The organism is Oceanobacter sp. 3_MG-2023, assembly GCF_030688925.1.
Taxonomy (GTDB): Bacteria; Pseudomonadota; Gammaproteobacteria; order Pseudomonadales; family Oceanobacteraceae; genus Oceanobacter.
The window spans coordinates 58,049-79,650 of the sequence record NZ_JAUYVX010000004.1 but is presented as its reverse complement, the minus strand read 5'-3'; the positions used below and the strand labels follow the sequence as shown (position 1 = coordinate 79,650).

Sequence of the window (21,602 nt, the reverse complement as noted above, 5' to 3'; positions counted from 1 at the left end):
CTTCTTAGCTTAGCAAGCATCTACTAGCCACGGAAACCTTTCGCAACAATATAGACTTCCCGAGACCGTGGCCTGGATGCCTTGGGCTTGCGAATCAGCACTTTGTCAAAGGATGAACGAAGATCTTTGAGGTAATCATCATACCCTTCTCCCTGAAATACCTTGGCAACAAAATTGCCGCCACGGCTCAACACTTGCCGCGCCATATCCAGCGCCAGCTCAACCAGATACATCGCACCGGGCTGATCAATCGAACTTACCCCACTCATGTTGGGGGCCATATCTGAAATTACAAGGCTCACCGGGTTGGAGCCAATGCGTTCCATCAACACATTAAATACTGATTCTTCAGTAAAATCGCCCTGAATAAAGTCAACACCGGCTATCGCATCCATAGATAAAATATCAGAGGCAATCACCACACCCCGCTCTCCCACCCGCTGCACCACCACCTGTGACCAACCACCCGGAGCCGATCCCAGATCGATCACCGTCATGCCGGGGCGAATCAGCTGGTCTTTTTCATCCAGCTCTATCAGTTTATAGCTGGCACGGGTTCGATAACCATCCTGCTGTGCTTTCTGGACATAAAAATCATCCACATGTTCCTTTAACCAGCCTGCACTGGATTTCGATCGCGCCATAGGGGTTTGCCTTCCGGTCAGATATACTCTTGCATCATGCCCTGCTTGTCAGGGGCCCCGCTACCGGGGCAAACTATTTTAACACTCTCATCCGAGGGCCGGACAAACAAATGCCGCTCACCAACGAACAAAAAAAAGCGTATCGCGCTATTGGACACAACCTGAACCCGATTGTTACCGTCGCCAGCAATGGCCTGAGCGAAAACGTACTCGATGAACTCAATCGGGCACTGGACGACCATGAACTGATCAAAATCAAGATTTCGGTCGGTGACAGGGAGCTGAAAAAAGAAGTAATCGCCGAGCTGTTAAAGCTTAGTAAAGCCATACTGGTACAGCAAATCGGCAATACCGCCTTGCTGTTACGCCGTAACCCACGCGCCAAAATCAATTTGTCCAACCTGCAGCGTGGCGACCACAAACTGTAAATATCAAGGCTCCACTTCACACCCCGACCGAGACAAATGCTCACAGCACCGATCGGGGTGCAATCATGACCCAGACAACCCCCAGCACACACAGGGCATGCATCAACATCATCTGCAGCTTCCACCAGGGCATCAGGCCAAAATACGCCAATGACAACAGCAGCATAGCCAGCAGTATCTGGGTCATCCTTGATTGCGGGTGTAAAACACCATCAAACACAGCCAGAGCAATCATCAATAGCGCCACAGCGATACCCACCAGTATCATGCCATGCATTACCACCAAGCCATGCTGTGGAAAATACCCTTGCTGTCCCAGCAGCGGCCGCACCAACCAGGTACAGATCCAGAGACCACCCAACCAGACTGTCCGCAGTAACATCAAATAATCCCGAACCACAAGAAGCCCCCATCAGACTGACTGGATTAATTCCCTTGTACTCACATGATCGATCACAGCAAAAAACGCCAGAGGAAAAACATTCGTGAAAATCTGGCATATAAATCCAATCTGTCGATAATAAGATAAAAACAAGGTAATCCTACATGACAGATATCCTGATCACAGGCACCGGCCTGTACACACCTAATGACAGCATCAGCAACGAGGAGTTGGTAAGCGCTTATAACACCTGGGCAGAGCAGCACAACCAACGTAATGCCGACGCCATTACCGCAGGCCAAGCCACCGAAGCTCCCCTCTCCAGTGCCGCCTTTATTGAAAAAGCCTCCGGCATCCAACATCGTTACACCATGCACAAACAAGGGATGCTGGACCCATCACGTATGCGGCCAACCTTTACAGCCACCCAGCCAGGAGAACCACCAGAGGCTGTTATTATGGGTATGGCAGCCGCTCGCGATGCCTTGGCTGCCGCCAAGCTGCAAGCCGCTGATATCGACCTGCTGATCGTCGCCTGCACAAACCACCAACGCGCTTACCCTTCCATCGCTGTAGAAATCCAGCACAGACTTGGCTGCTCAGGTTACGCCTACGACATGGGCATTGCCTGCTCATCGGCTACCTTTGGGCTGATTAGCGCTTACAACGCCCTCAAAGCAGGAACTGCCAAACGTGCATTATTGGTAAACCCGGAATTTGTAACACCTCAGGTCGATCTGACTTCACGTGACAGCCACTTTATTTTTGGTGATGTCGCCACCGCCGCCGTTCTCGAACCGGCTGATGCGGCCCACCCCAAATCCGGCTTCAAAATTCTCGACACCCAACAACTCACATCTTTTTCCGACAACATTCGCTGTGATGGCAACTACACCGACCACTGTCAGGATGCCCTGCCGGAGAGCCGACCCTACTTCAAACAGGAAGGTCGCAAGGTATTCAAGGAATTGCTGCCACTGGTAACCGACCTGATTGAAAACCAACTGACGCACAATCACCTGCAAGCCAGCGAACTGAAACGGATGTGGTTACACCAGGCCAATATCAATATGAACCTGTTTGCAGCCAAAAAGCTGCTCGGCCGACTCCCGGAACCACATGAAGCTCCAATTGTACTGGATGAGTTTGCCAATACCGCCTCTGCCGGTTCAGTTATTGCTTTTCACCGCCATCATGATGATTTTAACCCGGGCGACAAAGGGCTGATTTGCTCCTTCGGGGCAGGCTACTCCATTGGCAGCCTGTTGATTGAGAAATGCTGACACCACACCCCATACCCAAAACACGTCAGCGCAGATGTAAACACCAACTAACAGGAATTGACTCATGTCTTCACAAGAAGAAGTTGATTGTCATTATTTCCTTTATTTCAAGTAACCTTCATTAGCGTTAAACAAAACGCTGTGTCATCTTACCCGGCACTTTGAAGAACATGCCATAACAACGAGGAAGCGTGCATGACTCGCCAACATTCTTACGATCGCGAAGCCCTTTTAGCTTGCGGTCACGGTCAACTTTTTGGTGAAGGGAACGCCCGTTTGCCATTGCCTAACATGCTGATGATGGACCGCATAACCAACATCAGCAACGAAGGCGGACATTATGGCAAAGGTGAAATTGTTGCCGAATTGGATATTGACCCATCTCTGTGGTTTTTCGACTGTCATTTTGAAACAGACCCGGTTATGCCTGGCTGCCTTGGCCTGGACGCCATGTGGCAGCTGGTTGGATTTTATCTGGGATGGCGTGGCAACCCGGGCCGAGGACGCGCACTGGGTAGCGGTGAGGTTAAATTTCGTGGCCAAGTACTGCCAACCGCCAAAAAAGTGACCTATCGCATCAGTATCAAACGTGTGATGGAGCAAAAACTGGTCATGGGTATTGCGGATGCCAGCATGGAAGTAGATGGTCGCGAAATTTATACCGCCAAAGACCTGCGTGTTGGGCTATTCACATCAACAGAGAATTTCTGAGGCTCGCCACAAGACTGATTCCACACCACGGTACGCCGTGGTGACAAACACACATCAGCACTACTTACTAATAACAGATATCCTTAGCAACACTCCACGGCAAAGTCGCACACAGCAAGGGCATTCGATTAACACTCCTGGCTGCTTTAATTGCCCGATTAAACGTATCACCACCAGGTAATTGAACCTGACGTATAATCCAGCGTTGCTGGTCAGCACGCAATTTCTCCCAGGCAATAAAAGCGTACCGGAACAGATTTCTGTATAAGCCGCGTTCATTTGGCGCTATGTGCATCAGCTGATCCAAGCGCATCTGAATGCGTTCTGCTGGAGCGTTATAGGCAATTTCTGCGGATAACGCAGACAAGGGGTAATAAGGCCAATCCGGTCGGATTTCTGCGGCCCTATCCCAATAAGCCGCCGACTGCATCAACATCTCGCTACGTGCTTCATCACTCAACAGCACTCCCTGTCGATGCAAAAAAGAACCTTTTGCCTCATAAATATCAGGAATACCCACGATATCCAGCTGCTCTGCAGTATCGAGCCAGCCATTACTTCCAGAGGCTGATACCTCCGCACGCTCCCCAATCAGTACAAGAGAATGTACAAACGATAAATAAATGCAGGCAACAACAACGGGAAGGGCTAAAAGCCAAAAGAAACGTCCGAACACACCCAGCCATGCGGGTGCGTTCGCAGTAGCAACCGCCCTGGAATCAGGACGGTTTATCATCAGCGGTGTAACCATAGGCATCGTAATAACCAGCATAGTAGCCATAGCTACTGTAACGAGCTTCCTTGTTTACATCCAACTGATTCAGCAACACACCAAAGATACGAGCGTTTGAATCGTCCAGCTTGCTCAGACTTCCTTTCACCCATTTATCCTTGGTCGCATCCGCTTTCACAACGTACACCACACCATCAACCAGCGTTGAAAGATACAATGCATCACTGACCAGGCGCATAGGCGCAGTATCGATAATGATACGATCATAACGGCCACGCAAGGTGTTCAGTAATTGCTCAAAATTACGAGAGCTTAGCAGTTCCAGCGGGTTTGGAGGAATCGGTCCTGACGGAATAACATCAATACTCAAATCTTCCAGGTGATGAATACATTCATCCAGTGCATCCGGATACGCCACCGCATTCGACAGACCTTTACTGTTATGAGGCAAGCCCAATTTCTTCGCCAGAGTGGGGCGGCGCATGTCAGCATCGATCAGCAAGGTTTTTTCCATCTGACCATAAGCCTCAGCCAGGTTGGCAGAAGTGGTCGTTTTCCCTTCACCAGGCACCGACGATGTTAACAGCACCACCTTGGCTGAATGCTCCAGGCCAGCCAGCGTCAAACTGGTACGCAACGTCCGTACCGACTCCGAAAAACCATGCAAGGCATCATCAGAGAACGCCCGTACCAGTCGCCCTTCCTCAAGCCCCAGTTTTTTTAATACTGACGCCTCAATCATAGGCAGCATACCCAATAACGGCATACCCAACTTACGGTCAACATCTTCAGCATTTTTGAGCGTTGCATCCAAGGCATCCAGCAAAAACGCCAACCCAACCCCAAACATTAAACTGACTATCATCGCCAAGGCAACCACCAGTTTTTTATTGGGCTTAACCGGTGCATTAGGCAATACCGCCGGGTCAGAAATACGGGCATTGGCAGTTTGCAAATCACCGGTTTCCGTGGTCTCACGTATACGATTAAAAAATGTCTCGTACATGGTCCGGTTGGCATTCACTTCACGTGTATATTCATTCAAGGCAAATTCTGTGCGATTCAAATTCCGCACATCCTCGATTTTGTCCGCCAAGGCTTGCTCTAATGCTGCTTCTTTGGTTTTAGCTGAAGCATATTCAGTTTCAATAGCGGCAGCCAGCCGTCGCATTTGTGTTGCTACTGATTCACGCACAGCATCCAGATCCGATTGCGCGGCAATCATTTTGGGGTGCTTGTTACCATAACGTTTGGAAAGCTCAGATACTTTTAATTCAGCCTGGGTTTCATTTCCCCGAAGATTGACTACCAACGGGTTACTGAGAATCACAGGTAAACTGCTCAAACTGTTATAACTACGATCTTTTAACGACTGCAGTTGCTGATAAACAGTTTCCGCTTCCAGCCGCTTGGAACTGGCATCCACCAACCGCTCAGTAATTTCATCCAGCTGTTTTGACACCAAGGTATCCACACCAGCAACATCAATCAGGTTATTGGCTTCACGATAATTCTGCAGCTTTTGCTCCGAGGCTTCCAGTCGCTGCTTTAAACCACCCAAGCGTTCTGTCAACCAAACAGCCGCCTGCTGAGTCAAGCCAATACGAGCTTCCATTTGCGACTGAATATAGGCATTCGCCATCGCATCTGAAGCTACCTGCGCCAGCTTTGGATCACGACTTTCTACTGATATTTTCACCAACTGGGTTCTCGCTAACGGCGCAATAGACACAGATTTCCAGAAGGTATTAACTGTAACAGCAAGAATAGCCGCTTCAGTAGGAGGTTCCCTTTCTCCGACAATATATTCACGTAGAGAAAAAGATTTTCTATTCGCTGGGTGAAAGGGATTAAATTCCGGGTTTTCTACCAAATTCAATTCAAGCGCCACTCGCTTGGCCAACTCCCGAGACTTCAGTATTTCAAACTGGGTCTGAAAATATTCGGACGATTGACCATTCAAGCCATATACTTCTTCAATCGATAAAATTTTGGCTTCTTCTGCTTCAATCAATAATGTAGTGGTAGCCCGATACACAGGCGTCATCGACATTACCACCAAAGCGGCAATAACAGTCGCCACAACACTGAGAGCAATAATTTTGGTCAAATGGCGACGAAACACATGCCAATAATGCATCAAATCGATAACTTCGACTGATTGAGGTACTGAAGAACCAAACTCCAGTGTTCTTTCATTCATATTCATATACCAATCAGAAGAAACTCTGCTCCACAGTAATCACATCGCCAGGTTGAACAACATCGTAAAGCTTTAACGCCTTCTTCTTTTTACTTTGCTGTTGCTTTTCACTCACCGATTCATAAGGGCTTTGGTCATGCATGACAAAAATTTTGCCTTTGGAAGCACGCTCAGTGAATCCCCCCGCAATAGAAATAGCCTTATCAACCGTCAACCCAGGGTGAAAAGCATAATTCCCTGGCCTTGCTACCTCGCCAGTGACATAAAACGGCCGATACTCTACGATAGACACCGTCACACTGGGATCCAGTAAATACGGACCCTTCAAGCGCTTGACCAGATTTAACTCTAGTTCTTTAGGGCTGAATCCAGCAACGGTCACATCACCCAACAACGGGAAAGAAATATCACCAGACAAGCCAATACGCACGTTCAAACTCAAGTCTGGCTCATCATACACACTGATTTGAATAACATCACCAGCACCTAAACGATACTGACTGGAGTCCGCCAATGTGGCGAAGGAGAGAAAAACAAGAACAAACAGGCTGGGCAACCGCAGCATTAGGACATCCTGTAAACAACTAACCAAAAAAATCACCGGCCATAAAACTGACCGATGATTTACAAGCTTCAAGAGGTGTTAACTCAGAATGCCAAGTTAAGACCCACTGATAAGACTTGCTGCTCATAATCAAGGCCAGAAGCATCGGAGCTTCGAGACGTTTTTTCCAAACCAGCAGTTACATCCAGCATTTTATTTGGCGAGAAAATTCCTGTCACACCCATAGCCGTTGTCGTATCTTGACGATCTTCATCATCACCACTGGCCACTACGAAGTTATCCTTGTTCAGAGATAACTTGGCATTCAAAGCCCATCGGGGAGAAAAAGTATGATCCCAACTCAACTTGGTATATTGATTGGCATTGTAGTTGCCTGGCCCGGTAGTCTCTTTCGCTGACTCACTAGTGGTGAAATTCAGTACAGAATACGTTTTAGGAGACCAAGTAATACCTGCCTCCCAAGCAAAGCGGCTATCACTATCCACATCCTCACCATCAAAGTCGCGAGTTGTGGTACCAACTTTCACATTACCAGTTGTTTTACCGGCAATATCCCAACTGGCACCGGCCAGCAGCGTCATAATGCTACCATCCTTTTCCTCGATAGCTGTATCAGTATCGTAGGCCAGAGTCGCATTACGTAACTCAAATAAAACCCGTGTTGCAGAGCTGACTTTCAACCCCAGCTCAGCGCCAATTGTTGTTTTGTCATAGTTCAAATCGTCGGTGGCTGAGGCGTTATTGGAGTATTCCTTGTTAAACATAGCCCCATACACAGTTACATTGGCAAACGCGCTGTCTGCACCATAAGTGTAGTAACCATCGATCGTTGTATCCTTGTACACACTGGGGTCAATTACAGTTTGCCCTTCCAATGAGCCAGAACCACGTGGATCATGGCCTTTATTCAGAGAGAAATTCAATCCCAGTTCCTGACGGGACGTCATTTCGATTGCGCCTCCAAAAGTCAGCAACTGATCAAGGTAATTATCATCGGAGTCGGCATCGTAGGAAGCACTTTCCACTTCATAATAAGCCGCCAGCTGAGTAGCGCCCAAGTCTGCCGCCAAGCCAACATTAGGTCGGATCGTGGTAATTGTTGAGCCTGTTTCATCATCTTCTTGTAGGTAGATGTTGCTATCGTCACTGATGGATACTTCCACACCAGGCAGCAATGTCACCCCACTTCCAAGCATAATTCCATCTGGTTGAACTGCATATGCCGTCGTGCTCACGGACGCCATTGCAAACAAAGGTAGCTGCCAAGCTTTCATATCAATCCTCTCATAACTGGCTTGTATAAGTTTTACGTCTGCCAGAGTCTCTGGCGTCCAAAATTCGGGCAATTATGACCGTTACTTACAGAAATTAACAGCGAGCAAATTCCCATTCACTCCAAAACACGACTCATCGACAATTCTCTTGCCAGTGCCGTCACAAGAACAGGCCATTCTCTGGTATCACGCAACAAAACAACCCAGTCGTTCATAAAATTCCAACAACATCCTTACCAAAACCAAGCTACCATACCTTGTCTTCAGAGGTTGCGTACAATGATTAATTCTCGAAAAAACCAACCCAATCCCGACAAAACTTCACTCACTATCCATTGCTTTTACAAAACAGGCACTGGCGCGATACTACATTCAGGATGTGAACAATATATGAAAGAGAGTGACTCCAGTCAAAAACACGTCACACTTAAAAGCAGCAATGCTGGCAAACATCATTGACACCCAATCGCTCCTGTACTTCGATCGCATAATGATACTTGGCATAAAATCAAAGTATCCCAAGGGTCGAATCAGTGAACATGACTTCCTGTGAATCCTTTGAAAAAGGTCAAAAACACAATTTTGACATCCATCCACAGTGACCAGTTTCTAATATAATCAAGGTCATAATCCACGCGGCCAGACATTTTATCCAGCGTGTCTGTTTCACCCCGGTAGCCGTTAATCTGCGCCCACCCAGTGATCCCCGGTTTCACCTTGTGACGCAGCATGTAATAGGGGATCAGCTTGCGATACTCTTCATTATGAGCCACTGCATGGGGGCGAGGCCCAACCACTGACATACGTCCCTGCAACACATTGATAAACTGCGGCAGTTCATCCAAGGATGTCTTGCGTATAAATGCCCCAACACGGGTAATCCGTGCATCCCCTTTACGAGCCTGAACAACGGTATCGGAATTTTCCATCACACTCATGCTTCTGAATTTCCACACCTGAATCTTGCGACCATCCAATCCGTATCGGTATTGTTTGAAAATCACAGGGCCGGGCGAGGTGTACTTTACCGCAGCAGCAATAATCAGCATAGGCAGAGCAATCATACTCAGTACACAAAGAGAAAACGTCACGTCAAACAGGCGCTTCAGGACGTCGTTAAAACCAAAGATAGGGGTATCGTAAACACTGATAGTCTGCATGTTGCCCACCTCACTCAAGCGAGCATGAATCAGATTGTAGGTAAAAAAGTCTGGTATCAGATGAACAGATGCGGTGGTATCCCCACAATGCTGCAAAATTTCATCTATGCGACCTTGAGCCTTGAGCGGTAGCGCCAGAAAAATCACCTCGAACTCGCCATTACGCGTGCGGGTGATCAATTCATTAATGCGGCCTTCCAAGTGAATGTCCGGATACTCTTCCAGTACCCGATTACTGCTGCGATCATCAAAGAAACCACCAAACTCGTAACCCAGCTCAGGGATAGATTCCAATTGCTCGCGCATGGCCAGGGCACATTCATTAACACCAACGATGGCTGCTCGGCGGGTGTTAACCCCCTTGGCTCGCAAATACCCCAGGAAACGACCAAATCCCAAGCGCCACAGCATCAACAACAGCAGGCTGGACAACATCCAGCCCCCCATCACCACTCGGGAATAATCAGCCGTTACCTTGGCAAAAAAGGCAAGTGCCATCAAACCGACACAAACCATCAGCCACACCGCCCCTGCAACAGAAAGAATACGCAGAGCCGAAGTGCCACGCCAGGACCGATACACCCCAAATGATTCAGCCATCAACAAGTAAGCCACGGCTGCCAGCAAACCAGTCGACACATACACGGAGGTCATGGGCTGGCTGTAAGCCCACAAACACAGTGGTAACAGCCCCAGGATCAGCACAACATCCAATAAACGAAACAGAGCGCTATAAGTATTTTGATACGATCGAATCATTCCCTGAGCTGTCATCACACGTCTCTCATTAACATTGTTTGACTCAATCTGAACACATCCATAACCATGCCTATCCATCCACTTCTGATTTACTGCTTACCTACTTCTCCGTACCCGGGCTTTTACCTACCTACACCCAGGCTGCTATCTTTAACGGCCCGTCCAATCCACTCCAGCCATCACATGGAAAAACAACATCAATCTTACAGTCGTCACCCTGTGCAGCTAGCAAAATTATCCTGACTACACCGTGAAGTGTCCATCACTTTAAAACAGCAACAACATCAATTCTTCCTCAGACAGTCCAGTAGCAGCACCCAAAAACACTGACGGAAGCTATTTTCTGACACACACATCGTGCGCCTGACCACAGCCCAGGAAATTATCCTCCAGAAAAATCCTCACTCTCCTGAAAGACGAGTTACCCCGCAACTGCCGCTATAACCACTCGGGCATCAGGCAACATCGTCTGTAACCGGCTTTTCAGTGCCTGCTTGGCAGCGGAGTCGCCATGCACAATCCGGATATCCAGCGACGGATATCGCATCCGCCTGACAAAGTTGATCAAGTCTGGCTGATCCGCGTGGGCACTGTACCCTGACAAGGTCTGAATATTGGCTCGAATGGTTACACGATCTCCATCCAAAACCACGTACCCTCCCTCCGGCCCCCAGTACTGGATATCCCGCCCGGGTGTCCCTTTGGCCTGATAGCCTACAAATAGTACATCTGTGCGTTTATCGGGCAGCAGTGCTTTCAAGTAATTCACAATACGCCCGCCAGCACACATGCCACTGGCAGCAATTACAATTGCTGGCCTGCCAGTACGCCGCAAGTAGTCTACCGTTTGTAGATGTTCTTCATGGGAATTGATCGTTAATAATTGCTCAAATGACAATGGATGACGACCTCGCGCCTCCGCATCCCACAAGCGACTCAAACGGCGATACTGACGTGTAAATTCAGCCGACTCGCTTGCGATCACAAGCCAAGCTCTCAGTACCAATATCCAACTCAATATATGCCGACCCGAGGATATGCCCGGCCACCCGAAAACGGGCCTTCACCGGTGCTGAAGACTGCTCAAAACCCGCAACATCAAACCAGTGATCATAATCCATCGGTACCAGTTGCGACGCCAGCGCACCGACTACCCCATCGATAATCGAACGATTACGAGTCACCCCGACTTTAAGTGCATCTTCAATCACCATCGGCAGCAATTCACAGGTCGCTGAAGTTGCATAGATTGGCCCATCAAATCCAGCCGCCAGCAAATAAGGAATACGCCCAACGTGATCAATATGACAATGCGTGACCAGTAATGCCCGGACACTGCCTACCTCAAAACCAATACGCGTACGATCCTGTTCACTGTCCGGCTCGCCGGATGCTGTCGCCTCAGCTCCCTGAAACAAGCCACAGTCGACCAGTAACGACTCCCCGCTGTCGACAGTCAATCGGTGACAAGAGCCTGTTACACCAGACACGGCACCGTGATGCTGAAGATGGTACATTCTCCCTCCTTGGGACAACCCAAAAGGACATCACCCCAAACGGTACGATCTTTTTTATTCAGATGTCCTGCTGGCTAGTCCATTAGCCAAGTTTTGCAATATTAATAAAAACCAATGGTTACTGATCAAGCATCCCCACCAAATAAATCCCGGGTGTACACCTTGTCTTCAACCCCTTCAAGATCCGCTGACAAACGATTCGCCACAATCACATCACATGTCTGCTTGAACGCATCCAGGTCACGAATGACCCGAGAGTGGAAGAAATGCTCTTCTTGAAGCACCGGTTCATAAACCACAACTTCAACACCCTTGGCCTTGATACGCTTCATGATGCCCTGGATCGCCGACGCTCTGAAGTTGTCTGAGTCCGACTTCATTACCAAACGATAAATACCAACTACTTTGGGATTCCGTCGCAAGATAGCTTCTGCAATATGATCTTTACGAGTTCTGTTGGCATCCACAATGGCTCTCACCAGATTACTTGGTACTTCTTCAAAATTGGCCAACAACTGCTTGGTATCTTTCGGCAAACAATAACCACCATAACCAAACGATGGGTTGTTGTAGTGAGATCCAATTCGAGGGTCAAGGCCAACCCCTTCGATAATTTGACGGGTGTTCAGACCATGGGTTTCTGCGTAACTGTCCAGCTCATTAAAATACGCTACACGCATCGCCAGATACGTATTGGAAAACAACTTCACGGCTTCCGCTTCAGTTGAGTCGGTAAACAGTACATCAATATCCTGCTTGATCGCAGCATCGGACAGCAATTTGGCAAACACCTGGGCACGTTCAGAACGCTCACCAATAATAATCCGTGAAGGATACAGGTTATCGTACAGTGCCTTGCCTTCACGTAAAAACTCTGGCGAAAAAATCACATTGGTGCAGTTCAATTCCTGCTTCAAGCGCTTCGTAAAGCCTACTGGAACCGTCGATTTCACCACCATCACAGCGGTGGGATTGATCGCCATCACATCCCGAACCACACTCTCTACCGTAGAGGTATTAAAGTAGTTGGTTGCCGTGTCGTAATCCGTAGGTGTTGCAATCACAACATAAGAGGCATCGGCATAAGCTTCTTGTTTATCTAGCGTCGCACGAAAGTTCAGCGGTTTTTCGGCCAGATAATGCTCAATCTCAGCATCCACGATAGGAGACTGCTTCCGGTTCAACATCTCGACTTTCTCTGGAATCACATCCAGAGCAACAACTTCATTGTGTTGGGCCAGCAACATGGCATTGGACAACCCGACATAACCTGTGCCTGCAATGGCGATTTTCATAACATGTATCCATAAACAATAAATAAAATTATCAAGCCAACAAGCGTTAGCGACACGAGTACAACCTACCCACTAACGATCCGTTGTACCCGCTCCAGACACTGATTAACCAATGTCTTCGCTTTTATATAATCATCTGCCTCGGCATAACAACGCAATTCTGGCGCATTACCCGATGGCCGCAAATGCACAATATCACCAGAAGACAAGGTAACCCGCAAGCCATCGGTTGTATCCACCGTTATCGCCTCACCGGGTAAATGCAATGACTCCAGCATCGCATCAAGATTATTGGCCCAGTCGGCAATTAGTGCCTTACTGCTAGTGGTTGGTACATCCTTGATGCGATCGCTGGCGGTAAAGCGCTCGGGTAATTCAGCCAACAACGCACTGACTGGTTTGCCCTGCAATGCACTACCAGCCAGCAACATCAGTGCAGGCAACAGCGCATCACGAGTGGGCAGTGGAGCAATAACTGAATTCTCCATAGCCACGGCACTTTGTAATAAAAACCCACCGTTGGCTTCAAAACCCGCAACCCGGTCAAATTGCTTTGCCAAATCCGCCATCCCCTCAATCACATAAGGCGAACCAATACGCGTACGTTTTACCTCAGCAAATGAACCGCTTTTTTCAATCGCGGTATTACAACTGACTGGCACCGCCAACGCCTGGATATTCAATGCCCGAGCACACAACAATCCAAGAATATCCCCTCTGAGCCAATGGCCATGCTCGTCTGCGATCAAAGGGCGATCGCCGTCACCATCGGTTGAGAAAATCGCATCCAGATTGTATTCAGCCGACCAGGCCAGCGCCTGTTGTTGATCTTCTTCAGAGACAGCTTCGGTATCGATAGGCACAAAGGTATCGGTGCGCCCCAGAGAAATCACCTCAGCCCCCAGACGTCTGAGTACATCCGCATTCAGCTCACGACCGGCGGCGGAATGCTCATATAAACCAATACGCTTGCCCTGTAGCAAATCTGCCGCAAACAAGTGTGTATAACGCTCCATATACAATTGACGCGCCTTAACCGATTCGTCTGGCAACAATGGCAATACCGATGGAATCTCAACCTCAGCCTGTAAAATAGCCTGCTCATCCACCTTGGTGATTTCACCATCCGGGCGATAAAACTTGATGCCATTACGATCAAAAGGAATATGACTACCCGTAATCACAATAGCTGGAACACCATCCTGCATGGCTTGCAAAGCCAGCGCTGGCGTAGGTAACACGCCATAATAATCGACTTCGACACCCAGCTTCACGGCAGCTGCAGCACACGCAGCAGCCATTGCTGGACTGCTGGGGCGGCGATCAATCCCCAGCGCTACCCGCTCAACAGTAAACTCCTGCTTCATTACATGCAGAAAGGCCTGTGTAAACGCGGCACACACCGGATCAGTAAATTGTTCAACCAGACCACGAGCGCCACTGGTGCCAAACTGGATACCACTGGCCGCCAGGATATTATTGGAAGTTAACAACATCGATTACCCACACCTTTCTGTCTGTTTTTGATATTCCATTATAAAGCTGACTGATAAATCAGGGCACCTATCAGGCTCGGCCGTACAAGTCTTTGAAACGTACAATGTCGTCTTCTCCAAGATACGATCCGGACTGCACTTCGATCATTTCAAGCTCGATCACACCGGGGTTTTCCAGTGCATGTACCTGACCGATAGGAATATAAGTGGACTCGTTTTCTGTCACCAGATACGTTTCTTCACCATTGGTTACTTTTGCCGTACCAGATACCACAATCCAGTGCTCAGCCCGATGATGATGCATTTGGACCGATAATTTTGCACCTGGCTTAACCGTAATACATTTAACCTGGTAACGTTCGCCATTATCGACGGAATCGTATTTGCCCCAAGGGCGATAGACTTCCCGGTGCTGCTCGAACTCAGAGCGCCCCTGTTGCTTGATTTGAGCCACAATTTTTTTGACTTCTTGCACCTTGTCTTTACTGGCAACCAGCAAGGCATCCGGTGTATCGACCACAACCACACCATCCAGGCCCAATGTCGTCACCAGGCGAGCACCGCTATAGACAAAGCTGTTGGTGGTATCTTCCAGAATAACGTCACCGCTGCCCAGAGTGGCATTACCGTTTTCGCATTTATCAGCAATATCCCAGAGAGCAGACCAGCTACCCACATCGCTCCAGCCAGCATCCAAGGGTGCAACCACAACCTGAGCCTCATCGCCATCCAAAGCCGACAGTGGCTCCATAATGGCGTAATCAATGGACTCATCCGGGCATTCCGCAAAGGATTCAGCATCGACCCGAACAAAGTCCATATCTTCTGCCGTGGCTGACATCGCTTTCACACAGGCAGCATGAATATCCGGACGGAAGCGCTCCAGTTCTTCCAGATAACGATCGGCCCGCACCATAAACATGCCACTGTTCCAGAAATAATTTCCGGCATCCAAGTATGCTTGCGCTGTTGCTGCATCTGGCTTCTCAACAAATTGCTGTACTGCCAGGCAACCACCGTCAACTTCCGCTCCCGCCTGAATATAACCATATCCCGTCGCCGCTTCAGTGGGAACAATACCCAAAGTACCAAACTGGCCTGCTTTTACGGCCGGCAGCAGCTGCTCTGCCGCAGACTGGAATGCTTCAATATCCTGAATCACATGGTCAGCAGCCAGAATTAGTAGTACCGGCGCATCTTCACCATCAGGTAAATCTTTCAACACCTGCAATGCAGCCAATGCAATCGCTGGTGCCGTATTACGGCCAACAGGTTCAAGAATAATTGATGTCTTTTTACCACCCAACAGCATTTGTTCCGCCACAAGAAAACGGTGCGCTTCATTACAAATCACCACAGGATCCTGATTTGACAAGCCATCCAGGCGTGCCGCCGTTTGCTGCAACATGGTTAATTGCCCACTCAGCTTCAAAAACTGCTTGGGGTAGGCCGTTCGAGACAGAGGCCACAAACGAGTGCCGGAGCCACCGGCCATGATGACGGGGATCATAAATAAATTCCTTGTACGGTCATTTAACATTTAATTTTTGGTCTTTGTCACAAAATTATATGACTATTCAAAAAAATTCAACAACACTCATTTAAAAGCATAACTCCTTCCATCATTGACTATAGAACAGCTCACGATAGCAACTCCAAATAAGGCTTTAGCATAAAACACTAACGAACAACCAACGCTTGTCTCTACACCTTCATTTCAGCACAATATATTAAAACCAACTCAAAATTTGATCACAACTCAGCCAGTCAATTCCTTATAATGAAAGACAATTTCCTAACGACAAAAGCCATCCTAAAAAGTAATTCACACCTAAAAAACTATCTCAACAACAATTCATCCAACCATAGTGCTGTTTTCTCATCACTCAAACTTCGTTCCCCGAAATTCTTAATGCCTTCGAGGGTAAGGTGATCACCATCACGCCAGTATATAAAATCACAACTAACTATATCTTTTTTTGGATCAAATGAAAATATTTCCATTTGAGAGTGATATAAAATAGATTTTCTCTCATATATTTTATTTTTAATTTCTCGCTCAAGCCGTAAAAAATTTTCTTCTTGACCTCTTCGTAACTTAAATGAATAGTCACACCCTTTGTTGACAATATAATTAATAGAAAAATGTGGCTCTATTCTAGGCCCATACCACACTACTTTAGTTTTTTCCGAAAACAACTCCAAGTAATCGAGGACCAAATCGATAGCATTGAAATCGATAGAAAGCATTCCCATGCTGCCTTCTGCTTGAACCCTATTAAAGACAGCACGTTCATGCAACATACCTTCTGGTCTGAACAATTGGTATCCGGCTTGTTCAAAAATAACGACTTCAAAAATATCCGGATCACTTTCCATCAACTTCACAAACTCCAGATAAGGACATTCAGAACCCATATCCTGGACTCGACAACCACCCTTGGTTGTTCCAAAAACAAATGGATATCCTGTATAAACAGATTTAAACATATCAAAAGTATTAACACTATGACTGTCACCTGAAATAGCAATTCCAGGCCCATATTTTTGATAACAATCATTCAATCTATTTACCACCAATTCATTTATTTCCCATACATTAAAAATACAATCTTCATTATCACGATTTATTTTTAAATCAGTTATATCCTTATAAAGATTATAAGTTTTTATTTGTACTTCATCATGCATTCTATTCCATAACTTCTCGTGCATGGGCACAGTAAGAGCCAGCCCTGCCAACCCCACAACACCAACAGATAAACCTGCAGAACGAGAAAACACATATTTTCTTGAAAATCTTTTCCGGTCCCGAAATGGCAACTCAATATACTTCCAGCTCAGGTAAGCAGCAACCACGGTAATAATGAAAAATTCACACATAACTAGCACTGGTGGCTCTGCATTATAATAATATCGTGCAAAAGCAAAAACCGGCTGATGCCAGAGATATAAACTGTAACTAATTAATCCAACACTGACCATAAAACGGGAGGATAGTAACTTTCCTATGATATCCGCTGAAGAAACACAGCCAATCAAGAGTACCGTCCCAATCACTGGTGGTATTGCCGCAAGTCCAGGGAATAAGATTTGATTGTTGTAAATCAACATAGTTCCTACTACTAATACAACACCAATCCATCGCAACAGCGCTACTACTCTACAAGGAAAATTTCGTATTTTATCTATATTGACTGCAAGATATGCCCCTGCCAGTAATTCCCAAGCCCTTCCAGGAAGTAGAAAAAAAGTAGCTGATGGAGCTCTTTGTATTAACCAATGAGAAAATATCAAGCTACCCAAAATACCAACCAATATAATACCCGACAAATACTTTCTACCAGAAAGCCGAAATATAAAAAGTAAAACTAGCGGAAAGAAAACATAATACTGCTCTTCTACTGCTAAACTCCAAGTATGGAGCAATGGCTTTAATTCTGAGTCAGAATCAAAATAACCACTTTCCATCCAAAAGCCAATATTGGATGAAAATCCAACAGTCAACATTAGACTTTTAAGATATGCATCCATATCAGATGGTAGCATTAGCCACGCTGCCAGCAAACTTGTCACGATCAGAACAACAATCAATGCCGGAAATATTCGTCGAATACGGCGATCATAAAAATCAATCAGACTATATCGACCAGAACCCATATCATTTACTAAAATCGTTGTAATCAAAAAACCACTGATCACAAAAAAAACATCGACACCAACATAGCCACCAGGAAGCAAATTAAAGCCGGCATGGAATAACATAACAGGCAGTATTGCCAATGCCCTAATACCGTCAATTTCCGGTCTATACTTCATTTTAGCCTCATTCTATTCAAATATCTTATTCTGCGCATGATTAATGATCAGTTATTTTTTTGAAAATAAATTTTCAAATAAAAATCGTTTAGGAGGTTTCAAAATAAAATTAATATTAAAAAATATGGCCATTTTTAGCATCACCAATGGAAGAACTACTCCAAACATCATTGCTGCAATAACATGAATATGAAAATCATCAATACCAAAGGCCGCAGCCAATATGATTCTTATTCCGCTAGTAGCAAAAATATGTAGCAAATAGATAACCATACTCATCGAACCTATATATAACAAAACAGGAATATCAAACTTTGACAAAAAGACAGAGCAAGAGATCACAAACCCAATAGATATGAAAGCTATTATCATTGACAACCCCCCCCTATCAAGGTAAGTAAAGCCAAGATAGACATGAAAGTACCATTGCATGACTAAAAAAAGAATCCCAAGCATCGGGAGAAAAAACAAATTTTTACCGCCTACAAGATTCATCAATGTCCTAGAATAAAAAGAAAATATAACTCCAATCATAAAATAAACAAGATAATTTGCATATGAAGAAATCACCCACATACCTAAAAAGCAATCAGAAAAAATCATCATAATCATAGAAACAAAAAACAACCACCACAAGCACTTCCGCCCCCCAATATAATAAACAATCCCAACCAGAGCAAAAATAAAAAACAAAGCATACAAAAACCAAAACTGTGCTCTCGGAATCCATATAGAAAAAATATCCCAAGCCTCAACACTACCATTAGTATATCCAGAAAATAAATACTCTATTGCTCCTTGCACTAACGACCATAAAACATAAGGATATAAAATTGTATCTATTTTATTTCCAAAAAATTTACCAACTCCTCTTTTATCAAAAACATGAACCATATAAATACCAGACAAAAAGAAAAAAAGCGGCATATGAAAACTATATATAATCGAATCCAGAGTATTCATATAAAACTCAGGCATAGCTATACCCGCACTATCCAGTCCGCGTACAGCATGCCCAAAAACCATCAGCAAAATCCCAATAGCTTTGGCATAGTCTACCCATATATCTCTTTCTGTCGTCATATTTTCAATAATCCTCTACATTCGTATAGATTTTACTTTAGACTCTTAAAAAACACACGAATTCTAGAAAGCCTTAAAAAGAAAAACTTGATTTTTTATTTTAACAGAAGCCACACACAAGAAATATTTCATCGATTAATAGCCAAACTTATCAAAAATCAAAGACTCTCTATCTCTGACCAAGTCAATAGTGTCTTTATCATAATAGTCAATATAGTTTGCACTTCGCTTTGACGTATTACTCTTAGGCCTCTGAATAATTTTTTCCCTTTGTTCTTCTTTTATCACAACATTCAAATCATCCAAAGCTTGCAATAAATCCTTTTCCAGTGACTCATTTCTGACAAAATTTCTAATCAGACATTTTTTCTGTTCAAAATCTGCCACTTCGGCAAGATTTAAAAATGGAGGGACTCGTTCATTTTTAGCAGTACAAAATAAATCCAGATAACGAAATGTCAATAATCCAATATGCTCTGCTGCACCAGATACTCCATATCCTTCTCCAAAATCATAATAAAATTCTGGAGCATTTATCATTCTAATCCATTCACGGAAATTTTTCTTATTATTACGATCGGAATATACCCTCTCCCAAGCATTTTGATTTTTATTACGCAGATGCCAAACTTCCTTAAATGCAACCTTGGCATCCTGCTTCCAGCCTAGGCCCATAACTGAGCGATTACCATTAGTTGAATTAGTATAGACGGAACCTTTTCCATCACAGCCGTAGGACCACAAAGAGACATACCAATCTAATGGATTTCTAACAGAGCCAATAAAAGAAACATTCTCTTCGATCATTGCTCGTGGTACTTTATTATGTTTACCAATAAAACTCCCACCAACGACATCCATAAGAATTTCACGAATATGAGTGCACGCCGTTTTGTGCAATTCCAGAAATATAATATTATCGGAAACAAACATACTTAACTCCTGAATAAGTTATCGCCAAGCAAACAATGGGAAAAAACCAAGTCGCCGTTTAACCATAAATAATGCCATTATATTTTGCATAGCTATTGCAAATGCAGTTGCATAAGCCGCACCCTCCACACCCCATTGCCAGGTTGCTCCCACTGCTATCAGTATGGATGAAATGCCTGAAATCAAAGTTATTCTACGAAAATCTTTATCATGGCCACTCATGTTAAGTAAATACCCCACAGAACCGGTAGCCACATTAATCATCTGCCCAGTAGCCATAATAATTAACAAGTGAGATCCCGCCGAATATTCAGGACCAAAAAGCAGCAACACTTTGTCTGAAAAGAAAATAGCACAAAAAAACAAAGGCATTGCAGCCAAAATCATTACTAACGTAGAATTTCTAGCCAAGCTAGATAGCTCCTCTATTTTTTGTGCCTTCCATAACTTTGCAAATCTAGGAGCGACTGTCATATTAATTACAATTAATACAAAACTAATCAGACCTGCTGTTCTTTGTGCTGCAGATAAATATGCAAACAGTTCAGGCTCAACAAAAAAACCTGCGGTTATATTAGCAGACCACTGAACCAATAAAATCATAGTTGCTGCAACCCAAAGATTTGAACTGGACTTCCATAACTCTCCATCAAACAAGCTCTCTTTTGGCCTTCGAAAAACATCAAATATGATAGTTTTGTCTATCGCACTCTGGCGATACCATAACCAAACAGCCAATAGTGAAAAAATAATTGAAGAAAACATAAACAGCTCAAATGCAGCTTTTGCATCAATCGTTCCTCTATCAAAATAAACAACCAGTGCAAAAACAACAAACAACAACCTAACACCCAAATTTTGCAGAACATTGGCAATAAAAAACCGCTGAATACCTTGAAATGAAAAACCAAAAAGACATACCAGAGTAAGAAATGGCAGAGTTAAGCATACATACCGAAGAATTGGTGTAAAAGCATGATCTCCATACACATTAATTGCTACTGTTTCAGACAACAACAGGCCAAGCAAGCAGGCAATACCCACCAAAATAACCACCCAGATTGACCCCCTAGCAAAACGGAGAGTTGTTTCATTAGTAATACCTTCCGCCCCAAACGACCGAACCAGAACGTTATCGAGTCCCATTCTAAAAAATGAAGACCCAACGGTAACAAGACTAAGAGCAAAAAGAAACATTCCTGCTTCTATAGGTGTCATCAGCCGAGTAGCAAAAGCTGTTATTAAAAAAGTAATTCCAACAGAAGCAATCCTAAGAACGCCATTGATTATAGTATTGAGGAAAATCCTGTTCATTTA

19 protein-coding genes are annotated in these 21,602 nt (G+C 45.3%); 3 read left to right on the top strand and 16 right to left on the bottom strand.

Annotation, left to right across the window (positions count from 1 at the left end):
- Window positions 1-23 precede the first annotated feature (23 nt).
- Complete coding sequence (gene rlmE, locus Q8W32_RS05025) at window positions 24-644, bottom strand: 23S rRNA (uridine(2552)-2'-O)-methyltransferase RlmE (protein WP_303431826.1); 621 nt, start codon at window positions 642-644, stop codon at window positions 24-26.
- Window positions 645-754: 110 nt separating this feature from the next.
- On the opposite strand from rlmE, the gene yhbY reads away from it, so the two are divergent.
- Entirely contained in the window at window positions 755-1,072 is a 318-nt protein-coding gene (gene yhbY / locus Q8W32_RS05020) for a ribosome assembly RNA-binding protein YhbY (RefSeq protein WP_305413967.1), read from the top strand.
- Window positions 1,073-1,112: 40 nt separating this feature from the next.
- Here yhbY and Q8W32_RS05015 read toward each other — a convergent pair whose 3' ends face one another.
- On the bottom strand, window positions 1,113-1,454 hold the full coding sequence (locus Q8W32_RS05015) for a hypothetical protein (protein ID WP_305413965.1): 342 nt from the start codon (window positions 1,452-1,454) through the stop codon (window positions 1,113-1,115).
- 164 nt (window positions 1,455-1,618) lie between these two features.
- On the opposite strand from Q8W32_RS05015, the gene Q8W32_RS05010 reads away from it, so the two are divergent.
- Together Q8W32_RS05010 and fabA are read left to right on the top strand one after the other, a co-directional pair.
- Window positions 1,619-2,737, top strand: coding sequence for a beta-ketoacyl-ACP synthase III (locus tag Q8W32_RS05010; RefSeq protein ID WP_305413963.1), 1,119 nt, complete (start codon window positions 1,619-1,621; stop codon window positions 2,735-2,737).
- A gap of 195 nt (window positions 2,738-2,932) precedes the next feature.
- Window positions 2,933-3,448 carry a 3-hydroxyacyl-[acyl-carrier-protein] dehydratase FabA gene (gene fabA, locus Q8W32_RS05005; protein ID WP_303431822.1) on the top strand — a complete coding sequence of 172 codons (516 nt, stop codon included), beginning with the start codon at window positions 2,933-2,935 and terminating at the stop codon, window positions 3,446-3,448.
- A 67-nt stretch (window positions 3,449-3,515) separates the two neighbouring features.
- On the opposite strand, the gene Q8W32_RS05000 is transcribed toward fabA, so the two are convergent.
- The 14 genes from Q8W32_RS05000 to Q8W32_RS04940 form a co-directional block, all read right to left on the bottom strand.
- Window positions 3,516-4,205 (bottom strand): hypothetical protein, encoded by a 690-nt coding sequence (locus Q8W32_RS05000; RefSeq protein ID WP_305413961.1) that lies wholly within the window; start codon window positions 4,203-4,205, stop codon window positions 3,516-3,518.
- Window positions 4,168-6,390 (bottom strand): polysaccharide biosynthesis tyrosine autokinase, encoded by a 2,223-nt coding sequence (locus tag Q8W32_RS04995; protein WP_303431820.1) that lies wholly within the window; start codon window positions 6,388-6,390, stop codon window positions 4,168-4,170. Before Q8W32_RS04995 ends, Q8W32_RS05000 begins: the two co-directional genes overlap by 38 nt.
- 7 nt (window positions 6,391-6,397) lie before the next feature.
- Window positions 6,398-6,949 carry a polysaccharide biosynthesis/export family protein gene (locus Q8W32_RS04990; RefSeq protein ID WP_303431819.1) on the bottom strand — a complete coding sequence of 184 codons (552 nt, stop codon included), beginning with the start codon at window positions 6,947-6,949 and terminating at the stop codon, window positions 6,398-6,400.
- A gap of 83 nt (window positions 6,950-7,032) precedes the next feature.
- On the bottom strand, window positions 7,033-8,223 hold the full coding sequence (locus Q8W32_RS04985) for an outer membrane beta-barrel protein (protein WP_305413959.1): 1,191 nt from the start codon (window positions 8,221-8,223) through the stop codon (window positions 7,033-7,035).
- Window positions 8,224-8,753: 530 nt separating this feature from the next.
- The gene (locus Q8W32_RS04980; protein WP_305414114.1) at window positions 8,754-10,157 is read right to left on the bottom strand and encodes an undecaprenyl-phosphate glucose phosphotransferase; all 1,404 of its coding nucleotides are present in this window, start codon (window positions 10,155-10,157) and stop codon (window positions 8,754-8,756) included.
- A gap of 406 nt (window positions 10,158-10,563) precedes the next feature.
- On the bottom strand, window positions 10,564-11,127 hold the full coding sequence (locus Q8W32_RS16580) for an MBL fold metallo-hydrolase RNA specificity domain-containing protein (protein ID WP_370693671.1): 564 nt from the start codon (window positions 11,125-11,127) through the stop codon (window positions 10,564-10,566).
- Window positions 11,105-11,659 (bottom strand): MBL fold metallo-hydrolase, encoded by a 555-nt coding sequence (locus Q8W32_RS16575; RefSeq protein WP_370693670.1) that lies wholly within the window; start codon window positions 11,657-11,659, stop codon window positions 11,105-11,107. The genes Q8W32_RS16580 and Q8W32_RS16575 overlap by 23 nt, the downstream gene beginning before the upstream one ends.
- Window positions 11,660-11,784: 125 nt before the next feature.
- Entirely contained in the window at window positions 11,785-12,954 is a 1,170-nt protein-coding gene (locus Q8W32_RS04970; protein WP_305413958.1) for a nucleotide sugar dehydrogenase, read from the bottom strand.
- Between the two features lie 65 nt (window positions 12,955-13,019).
- On the bottom strand, window positions 13,020-14,450 hold the full coding sequence (locus Q8W32_RS04965; RefSeq protein ID WP_305413956.1) for a phosphomannomutase: 1,431 nt from the start codon (window positions 14,448-14,450) through the stop codon (window positions 13,020-13,022).
- Between the two features lie 70 nt (window positions 14,451-14,520).
- Window positions 14,521-15,960: a mannose-1-phosphate guanylyltransferase/mannose-6-phosphate isomerase gene (locus Q8W32_RS04960; RefSeq protein WP_303431813.1), complete on the bottom strand. Its 1,440-nt coding sequence runs from the start codon at window positions 15,958-15,960 to the stop codon at window positions 14,521-14,523.
- Window positions 15,961-16,289: 329 nt separating this feature from the next.
- Window positions 16,290-18,269: an acyltransferase gene (locus tag Q8W32_RS04955; RefSeq protein ID WP_305413954.1), complete on the bottom strand. Its 1,980-nt coding sequence runs from the start codon at window positions 18,267-18,269 to the stop codon at window positions 16,290-16,292.
- A gap of 51 nt (window positions 18,270-18,320) precedes the next feature.
- Entirely contained in the window at window positions 18,321-19,352 is a 1,032-nt protein-coding gene (locus Q8W32_RS04950; protein ID WP_303431811.1) for an acyltransferase, read from the bottom strand.
- Window positions 19,353-19,487: 135 nt separating this feature from the next.
- Window positions 19,488-20,285, bottom strand: coding sequence for a sulfotransferase family 2 domain-containing protein (locus tag Q8W32_RS04945; RefSeq protein WP_303431810.1), 798 nt, complete (start codon window positions 20,283-20,285; stop codon window positions 19,488-19,490).
- A gap of 18 nt (window positions 20,286-20,303) precedes the next feature.
- Window positions 20,304-21,599 carry an oligosaccharide flippase family protein gene (locus tag Q8W32_RS04940; protein WP_305413953.1) on the bottom strand — a complete coding sequence of 432 codons (1,296 nt, stop codon included), beginning with the start codon at window positions 21,597-21,599 and terminating at the stop codon, window positions 20,304-20,306.
- Window positions 21,600-21,602: the final 3 nt, after the last annotated feature.